Below are 18,008 nucleotides of genomic sequence, written 5' to 3' on the forward strand. Positions count from 1 at the left end.
GTGATAACTTATCCTCTGGTGGAAGCTGTGTAAGACTTGTTTCTGATTCTAGTGCAAGCTCTGTCTCTGCAGCTTGTACCATACTGGCTCCAAAGATACTCGCGCCAACCATAACTGAAGCTGCTCCTATTGCAAATTTTCGAATACTATAATGACAACGTTTCTCAAAAAATTGATGATCCATCTTTCTTTTATTCCTTTCCTCCAACCACTCATCTAAGCGATTTCATCCCCATTTTAAAAAAATAGAGAGAACCAAAAGGTCCTCTCCATATGGTTGTAGCATTTTTCAATCCTATCCTCTGGGATAGTCCAAGTATTTCTACAATCAATCAGCAATGTAGAGTTCCAAACTCTATTTTTCTTTACGTTTAACTGTTAGTAAAGCCACTGATAAAACAAGACTGAGACTTGCTAGGAAGGCAGCTGTATCAGATCGACTTTCACCTGTTTCTGGAAGTCTTGCTGAATCTACTTTCTCTGAAGCATTTTCAAGAACTTCTACATTAACTGCTGGCCCATGAGCTTGTTCTACTGGTTCTTGGTTTTGTTCTTTATAGACAATCGCATAAAGTCCTAGATCTTTGGTCGTAAATTCAACCATATCACCTACTAGCGTCACCTTTTGAACCTGCAAGCCTTGATCTAAACTCATGTGATAAACTCCTTGAACCTGACCCTTAACTGGTAATCTCACTAGGACAGCACCTTTGAGTTCAACTTCTTGGTTGTCCTTATCTAGTAATTTCACTTGATACGCATCATAGTGTTTACCAGCTAATTCTTGGTGTAGAACCTTCTGCACTTGAAGCTTGAGGTCTTTAGATAACTCTTTAGTTAGCCCTGCTACCAGAACTCCAGTTTCCTTATCAGTTAAGATTTGAACCTCTTCGGCTGGTTTAACAAGACTTGGTGCTGGCTTGTTCCCCACTGTAGCTACTGCTCCTGTATATTCTGGTAATTCATTCTTAGCGGCTTCTACAGCATTGACGCCACCTGTGTATTCTGGGACTTCGTTCTTAACTGCCTCTACTGCATTAACACCACCCTCAAATTCTGGGATTTCTACGACTGGCGCTGGCTCATCGCCTACTGTACCGATTACATCTGTGTATTCTGGCAACTCATGCTTAGCAGCCTCTACTGCATTAACACCGCCCTCAAATTCTGGGACTTCTACTACTGGAGCTGGCTCGTCACCTACTGTGCCGATTGATTCTGTGTATTCTGGCAACTCATGCTTAGCGGCTTCTACTGCATTGACGCCACCCTCAAATTCTGAAATTTCTACCACTGGAGCTGGTTCGTCACCAGCTGTCCCGATTGCTTCTGTGTATTCTAGCAACTCATGCTTGGCAGCTTCTACTGCATTGACACCGCCCTCAAATTCGGGGACTTCTGCTACTGGAGCTGACTCGTCACCTACTGTGCCAATCGGATCTGTGTATTCTGGCAACTCATGCTCGGCAGCTTCAGCAGCATTGACGCCACCCTCAAATTCTGGAACTTCTACGACTGGAGCTGGCTCGTCACCTTTGCTAGTAGTAATGACAGGTTTGACCTTAACTTCAACAATTCGATCTTGCGCCTCAGTCGTATCTGTATGAACAGTTGTACGGTTAAATCCTAAGACCTCAACATAATCAACTCTTTCACCCTTCTTACCTTCTGAGATTACACGACGTTCATCTTGAGCTAAGTCATTGTTTTCACGAATAATTTCCTTAAATGGAATTTCGGTCTTGACAACTTCTAGACTTGGTCGTTCGAGAACAGGACTTTGGTCACCTTCTTCAGGAACTATACGGTGACTAGGTTTGAAATGAATACGATATTCCTTGACAAGACTACCATCCTTAGCAAGAAGACGAACAAGGCTAGGAAGGTTATCCTGAATAGACTCAACAACCGTTATCACACCGTTACCACTTGCTTGAGCAGTCACCTGTGGTTTAGTGCCATTTAAGCTCACTGTATAATCTGAAACCGCTGGATCAAAGTTTTCCAATGCTTTTCCATCAACTGAAATGGTCACTGAAGGAGTTTCCACATCTTTTGCTTTAGCAGGAGAGTAGGCACTAAACTCGACCATTGCTAGACCATTAGTTGTAGATTTACGAGTCATGCGTGCTCGAATGGCTGTTGTCTGAATCGGATCAAAGGTAAATTCAATCGGCTTACCAGCCACGATTTCTCCAGATGCCTTATAAGGAATTTCTTGCCAGTTTTCTGCCTTGTTAAATGGATGATCTGCATTCTCTTCATAACGAGAAATAGTACTTGGTTCTGTATAGGCAGGCCCAACATATCTTTCTAGTACCATTGTCGCTGGTGCATCTGTTCCACTGTCTTTAAAGAATTGGATGGCTACTTTTCCAACAGATTGAGGTGTAATCTGACCATTCTTCTTAAAGAGAATTCCCACAGATGTTTCTTGGTCCTTCGGAGTACGAGACCAGTTAGTCCAACGTCCATCCTCGTTAAAGTGCCCATCGTTGATATAGAAAATCTTATCCCGAGAAGCTGCTTGTGTGTCATTTGTAGTAGACGCAAAGGCTTTAGCATCAGTCTCATTATTACTTGCGTTTTCTGAAATGACTTGATTACCTTTTGTAACAACTGTTACTTGCATCTTGGTTGTTAAGTCTGTTCCTAGAACATGACCAAGCACTTCAAAGTTACCTTCTTGGGCAGTCGCATGTTCTGGGACTGCATCCCATTGGACAGCAAGATTAGCTTTAACCCAGCCAGCTTGTGATGGATAGTAGACTGTTACTTCGGCAGGCAATTGAAGTTGATCGCCAACATTCAAGGTCTGGGCACTATTTTCCGCAGCTACTGGTTGTGTTGACTCTTTTTCGTCATCACGGAAGATACGATATTCTTTCAGAACAGTTCCATCCTCAGCTTTCAAGATAAGACGTGTCGCACCTTTTTCACTTGTTGCAGGAACAACCGTTACCAAACCGTTGTTGCTAGCTGTGGCAGTGATTTCCTTGCTTGCTTGAGGAATATAATATTCTGTCTTAGATGGATTGAAATGCTCGAGTTTCTTGCCATCTACTTGGATAGAAATTTCTGAGCTGGTAGCACTCGGAACCTTACTTCCTAAGATAGTAATTTCTGTTAAACCAACACCAGCCTTTCCATCTGCCTTCTTCATACGCATACGAACAGCATAAGTTTCAACCTTATCAAATGTAAAGTGGTTAGTTTGGCTTGCGGATAATTGTCCTGGAGCTTTGAGATGTTCAACTTCCTTCCAGTTGGCAGCATTGTTGAATGGATGCTTGGTATCTCCTTGAGCATGATTGACATCGTTTGGAAGATCTGGAACTTCTTGACCAACATAATATTCAATGACATATTCTTTTGGAAGTCCGATTGCACCATCTGTATAGAAATCAACGGAAAGATTATCGACAAATCGTTTGGTCAAATCACCTGAATTACCAAACAAGATAGACGCCCAATCATTATCTGTACCTGTTTGCCATGTAGTCCATCGATTCTTAACATCTGTATTGGCTCTTGAAACTGTCAAGTCGTTCAAAGTATTAGCCGAATCATCACCACCCGTATTGGATACAATAGCAGCTGGCAATTGAGAACCAGTCCACTGTTTAGAGATATTATTTCCAGCAACAACTTGACTAGAAATACGGACATGGGCCTTAGTAGTCAGATGGCTACCCACTAATTGACCCTTGATTTCATAGATGCCTTCAGTCTGACTAAAGTTCTCAGGAACCTTGTCCCAAAGGACATCTTTATAGACAGTTGTTCCATTAGAATGGTAGGCACGTACGTTAGCTGGCAATTGAACAGTTTCACCCTTAGGTAGTGTTAAACTGATTTCTTCTGCAACCTGCAAACCTTCAACAGTTACATTTGCTAAAGCTTCAATATCTGTACCTTCGACATGACCTTTAAGGGTAAAGCTATGATAGTAACCAAGTTCTTTGGCATCTACCTTGTCCCAAGTTACAGCTACCTTACGAGGCAAGCCCTTATCAAAATCTGCTCCAACTTGACTAGGCAAATTCGGTTGCTGATTGATATCTGTAGAGATAGAAACAGGATGAAGTTTGACAATTTTCTTGTCTACTGTATTTTCTTTGATGACCAGTTCAGTTGCTACAGACTGAGTCTTATCAGTTTGATTGTCAATACGAGGAGTGAGGGTTACACTACCTTTCTTGTAAAGAAGCAAGTTCTGACCATTCACCTCCAGATGAGCACCATCAGCTGACTTAGCTTCCAAATGGATATCTGACGCTGAAAATTCAGTCTGTGAACCATCTTCGTAATGTCCAATGACATGATAAGGGAGGACTTGATCTTCTGTTGCATTTTCTTTACCTTCTACACTTACTTCCAAGCGTGTCAAGGCAGGAGCTTCTTTCACAAATTGAATCAAGTAAGTTTTAACCAAGTCACCCTTCTGATCACTCAAGAATACAGAAGCCTGATAATCATTTGCTGCTGAAGCTTGTTGAACTGTTACCTGATAGCCAGTAGTTTGTGCACCAACACTTGGAATCTCAGCACTGTAAGGGATGGTTACTCGGTAATAGGTCTTTCCAGGCTCAAAGTTTTCAAGAGACTTAGCTCCAACCGTGAGTCCTGTAACAGTACTTTCGGTTTCCTGATTACTTGCAATAAAGGTTGCTGTCACCTCATAGTCATTTCCAACTAATTTACCAGTTGCTTCAGTACGTCCACCTTCTTTTGTCAAGGCAGAAGGATCTTTCAAGGTCCAAGAAACGACATCCGCATCAACCAAATTACCATCTGATAAAACTGCCGTTACCGTTTTATCCAAATCTTCTGCTGCTGTACCAACTGGAACAGTTGCAATTTTAGGTAACCACTTATCAAGTGCAATGACCTTAACAAGGGCTTCAGACTTAGCTTCGAGACCTTCCACACTACCAAGAACTTTTTTCTCACCAGCACTTGTAAGGAGATCATCCGGGATTGCCCAAACCACAGCTTTTTCTTCGACACTACCATCGCTATAAATAGCTGTCACAGTTTCCGGCAATTTAGGATTTTCGCTGACATCAGTAGTCGCCTTAACAGGGGCAAAAGCGACAAAGTGACGATTTTCTTTTTTGCCTGAAACGGTTGTAACCGTCGCCTGATCAGAAGCTAAACCTGCAGAATCCGCATATAGAGTAAATTTCCCTTCTTTTTCAGTGGATTTAACAATAACAACACCTTTACCATTGAAGGCTTTTCTTTGCCATGTGCCATCTTTCTGAGCTTTATAGCGTTCACGGCTAGCTTGTTCTCCATTGTCCACACCGACAATTTGTCCTTGTCCATGAAGATTGAAATGAACAAGATTGTTAGCTGTTGGAACAACATTGCCATCTTCATCAACGATTTCATAATGGATATAAGACAAATCTTTTCCGTCTGCAGTGATGACATGTTCTTCCTTGGTGAGTCGAACTCTAGCTGGCTCCCCTGCTGTTGTCACACTATCACGCGCAATCTCTTTGCCATTTTCATCGCGAGCAATAGCTGTTAAGGTACCTGGTTTATAGTCCACCAACCACTCAAGATACAATTCACTTGGTTTAGCTCCCTCGTGATAAGGGCGACCATCTTCAGTTGTTTTCTTAACAAATTCTTTCTTACCGAGGGACTCATTGTTCAAGAACAATTCTACACTAGCGGCATTTGAGAAGGTCCGAACTGGAACCTTACCATTGACCAGCATATTACGTTCCTTGAGCGTTTCTTCAGTCCAATTCCAGTGAGGCATGATACGAACAGTTGGTTTTTCTTCGGCACTATACCATTCACTACGATAGAGATAGAAATCATTCTTAGGTAAGCCTGCCGTATCAATGATACCAAAATAAGAGCTTTTTACTGGTGTATTATCTTGGTTATGCCATGGTGTAGGTTCACCGATATAGTCAAAACCAGTCCAGATGAACTGACCTGCATAGCCAGCACGATCACGGTCAAAAGTCCAAGATTCAGTAGCTGTTCTACCCCAGGCTACACGGTCATTACCATAGTCTGATTGTTCATAGTGACGATTTGGGCGATTGTCGTGCCAAAGTAAATGAGCAGGATCAAAATAAGAATCTCGAGTTCGAGTCGCTGAAGAGGTTTCAGAACCATAAATCAACCAATCTGGATGTTCCTTACGAACCGCATCATAATTCCGTTCCCCATAGTTCATACCAACAGCATCCATGATTGCTGCTAATTCTAAGAACAAGCCTGTAGATCTACTACTGAATTTGTTTTCACCCATGGTCACATAGCGTTCTGTATCGATAGCTTTGATGACAGCTTTCAAACGCTTGGCTATTTCTAGTGAACGAGCACCACCATCAGCCTCATCTACCTCATTACCGAGTGACCACATGATGATTGAAGGATTATTTTTATCACGTTCGACCATGGTTCTAAGATCAAAATCAGACCACTTTTCACCCTTTTTAGCTTCTGGGTGAGTTGCATCTTGGTCAAAGAAACGTCCATAGTCATACGTTTTCTTGCCACGATACCAAGTATCAAAGGCTTCTTCTTGCACCAAAAGTCCTAGATTTGCTGCAGCGTCGAGCAACTGTGGACTTGCTGGATTGTGGGTTGTACGGATAGAGTTAACTCCCATATCTTTCAGGAGTTTTAATTTACGATAGGTTGCCTTATAGTTTTCTTCTGCCCCCAAGGCACCGTTGTCATGGTGGATACTAACTCCATGGAATTTCATTCTCTCACCGTTCAAAGAGAATCCTTCTTTGGCTGTCCAGTTGAAATAACGATAACCAAAAGTATCTTCTGTCACATCAACTAGCTGACCATCTTTATAAACCTTGGTTTTCAGAACATAGAGCTGAGGATGGTAGCTTTTGGTTGTCCAGAGGGTTGGCTTATTAACCAAAATTGTTTGCTTAAAGTCAGCTGTCTCATTTCCTGCTAGACTCTTAGTTACAGAACGAACCAAATCTGAAACAGCCTTACCTTCCTTAGTAAAAATCTGTTGCTCCACAAATACCTTGGCTAAAGTTTTGGCAGTATTTTTGATCTTGCTTTGGATTTGTGTTTCAACGTTGCCATCTTTTTGTTCAGCTAGTTTTGGAGTTGTGATATGATTTCCATTTTCAGCTACCTGCACCTTGTCGCGGTAGCTCAGAGTTACATCGCGATAGATACCACTTCCTGAGTACCAACGACTACTTGGTTGCTTATTGGTAACTTGGACAGCAATGGTATTTTCACTACCATCTTTATTTAAAAATTCAGTAATATCGTATGAAAAATGATTGTAACCACTTGGATAATGACCTACAAATTTACCATTTACATAGACTTTGGAGTCCATGTAGACACCATCAAAGTTGATCCGAACATCCTTATCCTTAGCAGCTTCGTCAACCGTGAAGGTCTTGCGATACCAGGCAGTACCCCCGTTTAATTGACCACCTTCATTTCGGGCAGGAGACTTGTGGTCAAAATCAAAATAGATACTCCAGTCATGAGGAAGGTTCAACTTAGACCAGTCATGAACATCCACATCTTTCTTAGAAAAGTCACCTTGAGCGTTTAGTTTAAAATACCAGTCTTTGTTGAAATTTTGTTTTCTTTCTTCAAGGAGCTGATTTTCTTTTTCCTTCTCTTTTGTAGCTTGAGGTGATTCACTTGCAGAAGCTTTTTCTTCCTTGCTTTTATCGTCCGTTACAGGTTTATTCTGGTTAGTTGTATCTGTATGTTCTTCTCGAACTACTGGCTTTTCAGCACTTGCTTCTGAAACTGTAGACTCTTTCCCATTCGCTTCAGCAGCAGGTTTTTCAGTTTTTTCAACTTTGTCTTCTTTAGGGCTGACTACTTCTGCTTCCTTTTCTACCTTAGGACTTGTTGCCTCAGTCACCTTTTCTTCAGTTGCTGGTTTTGCGGATTCAACCGCATCATTTTCTTCTCCAGTAGCTGAATCTTGTGGGCCATTTTGCTCAGCTTTTGCAATAGCTGCAGCAACCTCATCTGGAAGCTTATCTAAAGGTTGAACTTGATGAATTGTTTCCTCACTGGGACTTGCTGTTTCGGTTTCAGCTGCTTGAGCCACCTGAAGACCAAATATACTAGCTCCAATCATAACTGAAGCCGCACCAATGGCAAATTTACGAATACTATAATGACACCGTCTTTCAAAAAATCTCTTATCCATTATTGTTCCTTTCCAATGTTCTAGTAAGCGATTACATTTTACTCCAAAAAATAAACCTCCCTCTAGACGCTTACTTATTTTATCCATATAAATATTGATGCTTTTAATATATCAAAATAGTAGAGTTTTTTCAATAATTTGTAGAAGTTTTACTGTAATTTTATTAAAAGAAGTGCAAGAAAAAAACAAGTTCATTTTTTAGAACTTGTTTCTTCACTATATAAAATCAATGCTTGTATTATCTAACCAAACTACGCAATGCAGCCTGATAAGTCTGCTCCATCAACATAGTAATGGTCATAGGTCCAACTCCACCAGGTACAGGTGTGATATGGCTAGCGATTGGCGCAACAGCATCATAGTCAACATCGCCACAGAGCTTGCCATTTTCATCTCGGTTCATCCCCACATCAATGACAACAGCCCCAGGTTTGACAAAATCAGCAGTCACAAACTTAGCACGACCGATTGCTACGACAAGAATATCCGCCTTAGAAGCTACCTTGGCAAGATTGTGTGTTCGTGAGTGGGTTAAGGTTACAGTTGCATTCTTAGCTAATAACAACTGGGCCATTGGTTTACCGACAATATTAGAACGACCAATAACAACTGCATTCTTACCTTCTAGTTCAATCCCATACTCATGAAACATTTCCATAATACCAGCTGGAGTTGAAGGGATCATAACTGGATGACCAGACCAAAGACGCCCCATGTTGAGCGGATGAAAACCATCCACGTCCTTTTCTGGATCAATGGCTAGTAGAACAGCCTCTTCATCGATGTGTTTTGGTAAAGGCAATTGAACCAAAATCCCATGCCAAGCTGGATCTTGATTGTATTTGGCAATCAAATCCAATAATTCCTCTTGGGTAATTGTTTCAGGAACTCGCACAACTTCACTCTGGAATCCTGATGCAATAGCTGAACGTTCCTTGTTACGAACGTAAACTTGGCTGGCTGGATTTTCTCCGACTAAAATAACGACCAAACCAGGCACCAATCCCGTCTCTTCTTTTAGTTTAGACGTCTTTTCAGCCAATTGTCCCTGTAACTTGGCCGCCAAGGCCTTCCCATCAATAATCTGTGTCATGTGTTTTCTCTTTTCTAACAAATATCTTCTATTATATCAAAAATATACTTGTCCCTCTAACACTTCTTACCTAAGACACCTTATAGTTTGAAACTATAAGAAAGAAGCTGGGACAAAAGTCCTAGCCTCTCAATTGTCTTTGGATTGTCGAGCAAGACGCAGTGGTTGAGTGGGCTCTACCACGCTGATTTCATCAGCTTTTACAGCCCTACTCAACTGTGCGGAGGTGGGACGACGAAATCGAATTCTAACGAATTACCGATTTCTGTCCCACTCTCTCTAAATTACGATATTCTTACAAAACCTTACTCAAGAACTCCTTGGTTCTTTGTTCTTGGGTTTGTTCAAAGACTTGCTCTGGAGTACCGTCTTCGACAATAACACCGTCAGCCATAAAGATGACACGATCTGCCACCTCACGAGCAAAGCCCATCTCGTGCGTCACGATGACCATGGTCATTCCTGACTTAGCAAGTTCTTGCATAACTGCTAGTACTTCCCCTACCATTTCTGGGTCTAAGGCGGAAGTCGGTTCATCAAAGAGTAGGACATCTGGTTCCATGGCAAGACCACGAGCGATAGCGATACGTTGTTGCTGTCCACCAGACAAACTTTGTGGATAAGCATCTGCCTTATCTGGTAAACCAACCTTTTCCAAGAGATCATGCGCTCTCTTCTCAGCAACTTCCTTACTTTCCCCTTTGGTCTTGATAGGAGAAAGCGTGATGTTTTCCTTCACTGTCATATTGGGGAAGAGATTGAACTGTTGGAATACCATTCCCATCTTTTCACGCATGGCAAAGAGGTCATTTTTCTTATCCGTAATATCCACTCCTTCAAAGATGACCTTGCCTTTTGTCGCTTCTTCGAGGAGATTCATGGAGCGAAGGAGGGTTGACTTCCCGCTACCTGACGGTCCGATAATCACCACAACTTCTCCCTTTTTAATCTCCAGATCAATTCCTTTTAAAACTTCATTTTTCCCAAAGTTTTTATGAAGGTTTTCAATTTTTATAAGCGTTTCAGTCATTATTTTTTCTCTCCTTGTCCCATACGATTTTCAAAAGCTTTCAAGGCTAGTGTCAAGATAGAGGTCATAATCAAATAGTAAAAGGCTGCAAATAAGAGTGGAGTTAACGGTAAGTAAGTGGTTGTTGATACCGTAGTAGCTCCATTCCACAACTCCATAACACCGATTGCTGACAAGAGCGAGCTATCTTTGATAATGGTAATAAACTCGTTCCCCAAGGCTGGCAAGATATTCTTGATAGCCTGTGGCAAGATGACATAGCGCATAGCATTTTGAGGACGAATCCCTAGAGAGTAAGCCGCCTCTAATTGCCCTTTAGGTACCGCATTGATACCAGCACGAACTGTTTCTGATACATAGGCACCACTATTCATAGAGATGATGATAATCCCTGGAATCAAACGTGAAAAATCAACTCCCAAAACTCCAATCTGAATTGTCGGAGCATTGATATGCATAAGAGCAAAAGCAATCATGATCTGTACCATCATCGGTGTTCCACGGAAAATCCAAACATAAACATTGGCAAGCCAAACTATGGGCTTCATTTTCGAACGTTGAGCAAAAGCCAAAACCACCCCTAAAATTGTCCCTAAAAAGACAACCAAAACAGAGATCAAGACTGTTACGAGAGCACCATAGTTAAAATATGGCAGATATTTAGGTAAAAAAGAAAAATTCATAAATCCACTACTTTCTAATTTCTAACTTAAAACTTGTATGAGTATAACATATTTTGAATAAAAATTCAATAATTCTTCCTGATATTTTCAATAAAATTTGGAAGAAAAGAGAAATAGCGAGAAATCTTAGTTTTTTCTAGTCAATTGGATACTCTTTATGGTAAAATAGTAACGATAAGAAATGGAGGAGAATCAAAATGGAATCACATTTGGTTAGAATCATCAACCGCCTGGAAGCAATGACAAAAGATGGTGGTAACTTAAAACGTAACTTTGAGCGCGAGGGAGTTGTTGTAGCTGAAGTTGCTTTTAACCATGATGAAGAAAATGGCCCAATCTTTACACTTCGTGATGTTGAAGCTCGTGAAACATATACTTTTGACAGCATCGACTTGATTGCGATGGAAATTTACGAACTTCTATACTAATAATAGATATACAGAGGTTGGGACAAAAGATTCCGACCTCACTTTTTATTAGCAATCAAACTTCGACGCGGTAGCTGATTGGACTTTTCGTTCGTCTTTTAGACTCCCAAAACTCCTAATCATCTTCGCGGGGCTGGGACTACGAAATCGAGACTTTGTCTATCGATTTCTGTCCCACCGCCTTTCACCAACGAGAATCCTTTTTGTATGACAAATAGGATTTTTTTCTTACTATCAAGATTTTCTCATGATTAGCGCTCTACTATTTATAGTGCTAGTATCCAATCTTTTTACTTGAATTGCCCAATAATCATGATATAATTAAATTATATACTTGTTTGACTATTTTTGACCTTTTGGATTTAGTCAAGACTAAGAAAGAAATGAGGTGGCGGTATGCTCTGTCAAAACTGTAAAATCAATGACTCAACAATTCATCTTTATACCAATCTCAATGGACAACAAAAGCAAATCGATCTTTGCCAAAATTGCTACAAAATTATCAAAACAGATCCTAACAATAGCTTATTCAAGGGCATTACAGATTTAAACAACCGTGATTTTGATCCCTTTGGAGACTTCTTTAACGATCTCAACAACTTTAGACCTTCTTCTAATAACAACAATATCCCCCCAACCCAGTCAGGGGGTGGATACGGTGGAAATGGTGGCTATGGTTCCCAAAATCGTGGTCCTGCCCAAACCCCACCACCAATCCAGGAAAAAGGACTCTTGGATGAATATGGTATCAATGTCACTGAGATTGCCCGTCGTGGAAATATTGACCCTGTAATTGGCCGTGATGAAGAGATTATCCGTGTCATTGAAATCCTCAACCGCAGAACCAAAAACAACCCTGTCCTCATCGGTGAACCCGGTGTTGGTAAGACAGCAGTTGTCGAAGGTTTAGCTCAGAAAATTGTTGACGGTGATGTTCCCCACAAACTTCAAGGGAAAGAAGTCATCCGCTTAGACGTCGTGAGTCTTGTTCAAGGAACAGGTATCCGAGGTCAATTTGAAGAGCGCATGCAAAAACTCATGGAAGAAATTCGTGATCGCGAGGATGTTATCCTCTTTATCGACGAAATTCATGAGATTGTCGGTGCTGGTTCAGCAGGAGAAGGGAATATGGATGCAGGAAATATCCTAAAACCAGCTCTTGCTCGTGGCGAACTCCAGTTAGTAGGTGCTACTACCCTCAATGAATACCGCATCATCGAAAAAGACGCCGCCCTTGAGCGCCGTATGCAACCTGTTAAAGTTGATGAACCAACTGTGGAAGAGACTATTATTATCCTCAAAGGTATCCAAAAGAAATACGAAGATTACCACCACGTTCATTATACAGATGGGGCTATCGAAGCTGCTGCTACTCTTTCTAACCGCTACATCCAAGATCGTTTCTTGCCAGATAAGGCTATTGACCTCCTAGATGAGGCTGGTTCTAAAATGAACTTAACTTTGAATTTTGTAGATCCTAAGGTCATCGACCAACGCTTAATCGAAGCAGAAAATCTCAAGGCCCAAGCAACCCGCGATGAAGATTTTGAAAAAGCAGCCTACTTCCGTGACCAGATTGCCAAATATAAGGAAATGCAAAAGACCAAGGTAACGGATCAGGATACCCCAATCATCAGCGAAAAGACAATCGAACACATCATCGAGCAAAAGACTAATATTCCAGTTGGTGATTTGAAAGAAAAAGAACAGTCTCAACTGATCAATCTAGCAGATGACCTCAAGGCTCATGTTATTGGACAAGACGATGCTGTAGATAAGATTGCTAAGGCTATCCGTCGTAACCGTGTTGGTTTAGGTACTCCAAACCGTCCAATTGGTAGCTTCCTCTTTGTTGGTCCTACCGGTGTCGGTAAGACAGAACTTTCTAAACAACTGGCCATCGAACTCTTTGGTTCTGCTGATAGCATGATTCGCTTTGATATGAGCGAATACATGGAAAAACACAGCGTTGCTAAACTCGTTGGTGCCCCTCCGGGATACGTAGGCTATGATGAAGCTGGACAATTGACTGAAAAAGTTCGTCGTAACCCCTACTCACTGATCCTCCTAGACGAGGTTGAAAAAGCCCATCCAGATGTTATGCATATGTTCCTCCAAGTCTTGGATGATGGTCGTTTAACGGATGGTCAAGGACGTACAGTTAGCTTCAAGGACGCCATCATTATCATGACCTCAAATGCAGGTACAGGTAAGGCAGAAGCTAGTGTTGGATTTGGTGCTGCTAGAGAAGGCCGTACTAACTCTGTCCTTGGGGAATTAGGCAACTTCTTTAGTCCAGAATTCATGAACCGTTTTGATGGCATTATCGAATTCAAGGCTCTCAGCAAGGAAAATCTCCTTCAAATCGTTGACCTCATGTTAGATGATGTCAATAAACGACTCTCAAGTAATAACATCCATTTAGATGTGACAGATAAGGTTAAGGAGAAACTTGTAGACCTTGGTTATGATCCAAAAATGGGAGCTCGCCCACTCCGTCGTACAATTCAAGACTATATCGAAGATGCGATTACAGACTACTACCTTGAAAATCCAAGCGAGAAAAACCTCAAAGCCGTCATGACTAGCAATGGTAAAATCATGATTAAATCAAAAAATAAATTGGAAACAGTTGACTCAAATGACTAATTCCACATACTAAAAGAATGTTCTTACTTGACAGTAAGAGCATTCTTTACTATTATAGTAAGAAAGCGCACACATAAAGGAGAAATTTATGACAAATCCAACCTTTGGAGAAAAAAAAGAGGGTGTAACCTACAAAACCAGATATGGTGTTTATGCAGTCATTCCTGACTCAGCACATGAAAAGATTATCCTCGTTCAAGCTCCAAATGGTGCATGGTTCTTGCCTGGTGGCGAGATTGAAGCAGGTGAAGATCATTTTGAAGCTTTAAAACGAGAACTGATTGAAGAATTAGGTTTTACAGCTGAGATTGGTACTTATTATGGACAAGCAGATGAGTATTTCTATTCCAGCCATCGCGATACCTACTACTACAATCCAGCCTATCTCTATGAAGCTACTTCTTATCAAGAAATCCAAAAACCTTTAGAGGACTTCAATCACCTAGCTTGGTTCCCAATTGATGAAGCTATTACAAATTTAAAACGTGGCAGTCATAAATGGGCAATTGAAGCTTGGAAAAAACAGCATCAAGTTTAAATTAACTTTTCCAATTTTTCCAAAAAGTGCTATAATAGACATAGAAACACAGGAGGAAAGCCTATGAAGCTCATCAACACTACTAATTCTCACTCAAACCTTGTTAAAAGCCAACTGGAGAGTACCGACGCTACACTCGTAGAAGTCTACTCTGCAGGCAACACTGATGTTATCTTTACTCAGGCACCGCTTCATTATGAAATCCTCATTTCCAATAAACATCGTGCTATCCGCGAACAAGAAATGGAGAAAATCCAAGAATTTTTCTTGAATCGCAAGATTGACAAGCAAAATATCGATGAAGCTAATATCAAGACCCTCTACTCTGAAAAATTGATTGAAATCTCAATCCCTACAAAATAAAACTTAACAATATTTGAGCTACACTCTAAAAATTCTAACTTTTTAGAGTGTTCTTTGTCTGTTTAATCCGATATTCTAGAATCAGATTCAGTGTTACAGAAAGAGTTTTCTAACAATCCTTCAACTTACTAAATTGGGTACTATTTTTGTAATAACTCGGTACTTTAATCAAAAAAATAGCAAATTCTACTATCATTGTTTTGTAACATTAAAAAAGGAGTTCATAAATGGAAAAATTAATATACAGAAAAGCAAGGATAGACGAATACCAAAAAATTGGAAAAGTTGTAGCCGACAGCTTCTTTGACTATCCATTTTTAACTCTAATCATAGATGATCTCAAGAAACCTGAAAACTATCCTGCTTTTTTAGAACTATTGGAAAGTCTCCTGACTCGCCTCTATATCAAAGAAGAGACCTGCTTAGTAGCTGAACAAGACGGAGAAATCCTAGCTGTCGCCTTATTACAACAAAATGATTTTTCTATCCTATCTTACTTGCTAAATGGTGTCATAAAACTGTTTCGCTACATTAGCCCTCGAAATTTTTTGAAGTATCTTGATTTAGTAGACCGTTCCGAAGAACATTTGAAAAAATCAAATAGCTTTGACTGGTATTTGATGCTCCTTGCGGTCAATCCATCCGTTAAAGGGCAAGGAGTGGGCAGTGCTTTTCTTAGAGATGCAGTCGAGCCTTATGTCAAATCCAAGGGTTGCAAGCGCTTAGGGCTCATTACCAGTACAGAAAAAAATGTTCCATTCTATAAAAAGAATGATTATGTATTGCTAGATTTTATGGAGTTAGAGTACGGGACTAAGTCCATTGGGAACTGGGCTTTTTTAAAGACTATCAATAAATAACTAAAAAAGGAGTTGAAATCAACTCCTTTTTACTTTATTTAACTGCTTCTTTCAAGGCATCAACCTTATCCAAGCGTTCCCATGGAAGATCGATATCTGTACGTCCCATGTGTCCATAAGCCGCTGTTTGACGGTAGATTGGACGTTTGAGATCAAGCATTTGGATGATTCCTGCTGGACGAAGGTCAAAGATTTGACGTGCTGCTTTTTCAAGCTTGCTTTCCGCTACTGTACCAGTACCGAAGGTATCAATACGAACAGATACAGGTTGAGCTACACCGATTGCATAAGCCAATTGAACTTCTGCTTTCTTAGCAAGTCCTGCTGCAACGATGTTTTTTGCAATGTAGCGAGCTGCATAAGAAGCTGAACGGTCAACCTTAGTCGCATCTTTACCAGAGAAGGCACCACCACCATGACGTGAGTATCCACCATAAGTATCCACGATGATCTTACGACCAGTCAAACCTGAGTCTCCTTGAGGTCCTCCGATAACGAAACGACCAGTTGGATTGATGAAGAATTTAGTCTCATCATCAAGATAAGAAGCTGGAATGACTTCTTTGATAACCTTGTTAATCACATCTTCATGAATTTGTTCATTGCTAACTTCTGGATCGTGTTGAGTTGAAATAACGACTGTATCCACGCGCACTGGCTGGTCATTTTCATCATATTCAACAGTAACTTGAGATTTAGCATCTGGACGAAGATAGCTAATTTCACCAGACTTACGAAGCTCTGCTAAACGACGAACCAACTTGTGACTGAGTGAGATTGGAAGCGGCATAAGTTCTTCAGTTTCATTAACCGCAAAACCAAACATGAGACCTTGGTCTCCAGCTCCAATCAAATCAAGTGGATCTTGATCAGCATTTCCACGAACTTCCAAGGCTTCATTAACACCTTGGGCGATATCAGGAGATTGTTCTACCAATGATGGGTGAACTCCTACTGTTTCAGCTGAGAATCCATACTCAGTATTGGTATAACCGATCTCTGCAATCGTATCACGTACCACACGGTTAATATCTACATAGGCATTGGTCGAAATTTCACCAAAAACATGAACTGAACCAGTATAAACAGCTGTTTCAGCAGCAACGTGGGCTTCTGGATCCTGCTCTAAAATAGCATCCAAGATAGCATCTGAAATTTGGTCTGCAATCTTATCTGGATGCCCCTCAGATACAGATTCAGACGTGAATAATTTACGTTCTGACATAAAAATGTCCCCCCTTAAAAAATATTCGTTATAGAGTTACAAAGTACTGGTAGAGAATCGATAAACGACCTTCACTACCACCTTATCGGGACCATATAACCTAACTATTATAACACGAATCTTTGAAAAATACTCGTATGATTACTATTTTTCTCAGAAGGAAAACATTTTCTAATCCAAACCAAATAAAAAAAACTCTTAAAGTAGATCTGATTTTACTCCAAGAGTATTGTTAAAACTAATTATTTTCTAGATAAAACTCAAAACGTTCTCCGACGTATTGGCTCTTTACATACTCGAAAGCTGTACCATCATCAAAGTAAGAAACTTGAGTAAGCCCTAAAATTGCATGCCCCTTTTCCACTTCCAGATAATGAGCAATTTTTTCCTTGGCTAAGCGAGCATATATAGTCTGGTGAGATTTACCAATCCGATAACCATGTTTCTGCAAGGTTTGAAAGAAGTGCTTGGTTACTTCTTCTTTCTTGAAATTCTTGATAAATTTCTCAGGTATAGAAGCTACCTCGTAGACTACAGGAACTTGATCTGCATAACGAACACGTTCCATCCGGATAATATTTTCAGTAGCCTTAATCCCTAATTTTTCAACTTCTTGCTCATTAGGGATCGTTCGACGATAGGAAATCAGATGACTCGATGGTGTTTTACCCTGAGCTTTTACAATCTCCGTAAAACTAGTTGTTCCACGCATTTTTTCCTGAACACGAGTACTAGAAACAAAGGTCCCACTGCCCACACGACGCTCCAAAACTCCCTCCTCGACCAAAAGAGAGATGGCTTGACGCAGGGTCATACGACTAACTTCAAATTCCTCAGCTAAATCTCGCTCACTTGGAAGTCTTTCCCCAATTTTCCAACTTCCCTCATCAATGTCTTTCTTGATTTGGTCGTGGATTTTCATATAAGCTGGTAACATGCTTGCTC

The 18,008-nt window shown here is 40.7% G+C and carries 11 protein-coding genes and 1 pseudogene; 5 read left to right on the forward strand and 7 right to left on the reverse strand.

Annotated elements, in window-relative coordinates:
• Positions 1-115: 115 nt before the first annotated feature.
• From ACESOD_RS05405 to ACESOD_RS05425, 5 genes and pseudogenes are all read right to left on the reverse strand, one after another.
• A pseudogene (locus ACESOD_RS05405) lies at positions 116-184 on the reverse strand (YSIRK-type signal peptide-containing protein); the annotation flags it as partial.
• Between the two features lie 171 nt (positions 185-355).
• Complete coding sequence (locus tag ACESOD_RS05410; protein WP_373094422.1) at positions 356-8,194, reverse strand: SIALI-17 repeat-containing surface protein; 7,839 nt, start codon at positions 8,192-8,194, stop codon at positions 356-358.
• A 238-nt stretch (positions 8,195-8,432) separates the two neighbouring features.
• On the reverse strand, positions 8,433-9,287 hold the full coding sequence (locus tag ACESOD_RS05415) for a bifunctional methylenetetrahydrofolate dehydrogenase/methenyltetrahydrofolate cyclohydrolase (protein WP_373094423.1): 855 nt from the start codon (positions 9,285-9,287) through the stop codon (positions 8,433-8,435).
• Positions 9,288-9,582: 295 nt separating this feature from the next.
• Positions 9,583-10,317, reverse strand: coding sequence for an amino acid ABC transporter ATP-binding protein (locus ACESOD_RS05420; RefSeq protein ID WP_373094424.1), 735 nt, complete (start codon positions 10,315-10,317; stop codon positions 9,583-9,585).
• Positions 10,317-11,000, reverse strand: a complete 684-nt coding sequence (locus ACESOD_RS05425) for an amino acid ABC transporter permease (protein ID WP_373094425.1) — start codon at positions 10,998-11,000, stop codon at positions 10,317-10,319. The genes ACESOD_RS05420 and ACESOD_RS05425 overlap by 1 nt, the downstream gene beginning before the upstream one ends.
• A 197-nt stretch (positions 11,001-11,197) precedes the next feature.
• On the opposite strand from ACESOD_RS05425, the gene ACESOD_RS05430 reads away from it, so the two are divergent.
• The 5 genes from ACESOD_RS05430 to ACESOD_RS05450 all read left to right on the forward strand — a co-directional run bounded on the left by ACESOD_RS05430 (position 11,198) and on the right by ACESOD_RS05450 (position 15,838).
• Entirely contained in the window at positions 11,198-11,428 is a 231-nt protein-coding gene (locus ACESOD_RS05430) for a DUF1797 family protein (RefSeq protein WP_000443576.1), read from the forward strand.
• A gap of 396 nt (positions 11,429-11,824) precedes the next feature.
• Entirely contained in the window at positions 11,825-14,077 is a 2,253-nt protein-coding gene (locus ACESOD_RS05435) for an ATP-dependent Clp protease ATP-binding subunit (RefSeq protein WP_373094426.1), read from the forward strand.
• Positions 14,078-14,165: 88 nt separating this feature from the next.
• Positions 14,166-14,615: an NUDIX hydrolase gene (locus tag ACESOD_RS05440; protein ID WP_223140763.1), complete on the forward strand. Its 450-nt coding sequence runs from the start codon at positions 14,166-14,168 to the stop codon at positions 14,613-14,615.
• Between the two features lie 63 nt (positions 14,616-14,678).
• Entirely contained in the window at positions 14,679-14,978 is a 300-nt protein-coding gene (locus ACESOD_RS05445) for a DUF1827 family protein (RefSeq protein WP_060955508.1), read from the forward strand.
• A gap of 227 nt (positions 14,979-15,205) precedes the next feature.
• Complete coding sequence (locus ACESOD_RS05450; RefSeq protein ID WP_373094427.1) at positions 15,206-15,838, forward strand: GNAT family N-acetyltransferase; 633 nt, start codon at positions 15,206-15,208, stop codon at positions 15,836-15,838.
• Between the two features lie 34 nt (positions 15,839-15,872).
• Here ACESOD_RS05450 and metK read toward each other — a convergent pair whose 3' ends face one another.
• Entirely contained in the window at positions 15,873-17,063 is a 1,191-nt protein-coding gene (gene metK, locus ACESOD_RS05455) for a methionine adenosyltransferase (protein WP_000003967.1), read from the reverse strand.
• A 238-nt stretch (positions 17,064-17,301) separates the two neighbouring features.
• On the reverse strand, positions 17,302-18,000 hold the full coding sequence (locus tag ACESOD_RS05460; protein ID WP_000936171.1) for a GntR family transcriptional regulator: 699 nt from the start codon (positions 17,998-18,000) through the stop codon (positions 17,302-17,304).
• Between the last annotated feature and the right edge of the window lie 8 nt (positions 18,001-18,008).

It is taken from the genome of Streptococcus oralis (assembly GCF_964238205.1).
GTDB lineage: Bacteria > Bacillota > Bacilli > Lactobacillales > Streptococcaceae > Streptococcus > Streptococcus oralis_CZ.

Coding starts and splice junctions, on each gene's coding strand:
- ACESOD_RS05410 (WP_373094422.1), bottom strand. CDS start 8,194: ATGGATAAGAGATTTTTTGAAAGACGGTGTCATTATAGTATTCGTAAA.
- ACESOD_RS05415 (WP_373094423.1), bottom strand. CDS start 9,287: ATGACACAGATTATTGATGGGAAGGCCTTGGCGGCCAAGTTACAGGGA.
- ACESOD_RS05420 (WP_373094424.1), bottom strand. CDS start 10,317: ATGACTGAAACGCTTATAAAAATTGAAAACCTTCATAAAAACTTTGGG.
- ACESOD_RS05425 (WP_373094425.1), bottom strand. CDS start 11,000: ATGAATTTTTCTTTTTTACCTAAATATCTGCCATATTTTAACTATGGT.
- ACESOD_RS05430 (WP_000443576.1), top strand. CDS start 11,198: ATGGAATCACATTTGGTTAGAATCATCAACCGCCTGGAAGCAATGACA.
- ACESOD_RS05435 (WP_373094426.1), top strand. CDS start 11,825: ATGCTCTGTCAAAACTGTAAAATCAATGACTCAACAATTCATCTTTAT.
- ACESOD_RS05440 (WP_223140763.1), top strand. CDS start 14,166: ATGACAAATCCAACCTTTGGAGAAAAAAAAGAGGGTGTAACCTACAAA.
- ACESOD_RS05445 (WP_060955508.1), top strand. CDS start 14,679: ATGAAGCTCATCAACACTACTAATTCTCACTCAAACCTTGTTAAAAGC.
- ACESOD_RS05450 (WP_373094427.1), top strand. CDS start 15,206: ATGGAAAAATTAATATACAGAAAAGCAAGGATAGACGAATACCAAAAA.
- metK (WP_000003967.1), bottom strand. CDS start 17,063: ATGTCAGAACGTAAATTATTCACGTCTGAATCTGTATCTGAGGGGCAT.
- ACESOD_RS05460 (WP_000936171.1), bottom strand. CDS start 18,000: ATGTTACCAGCTTATATGAAAATCCACGACCAAATCAAGAAAGACATT.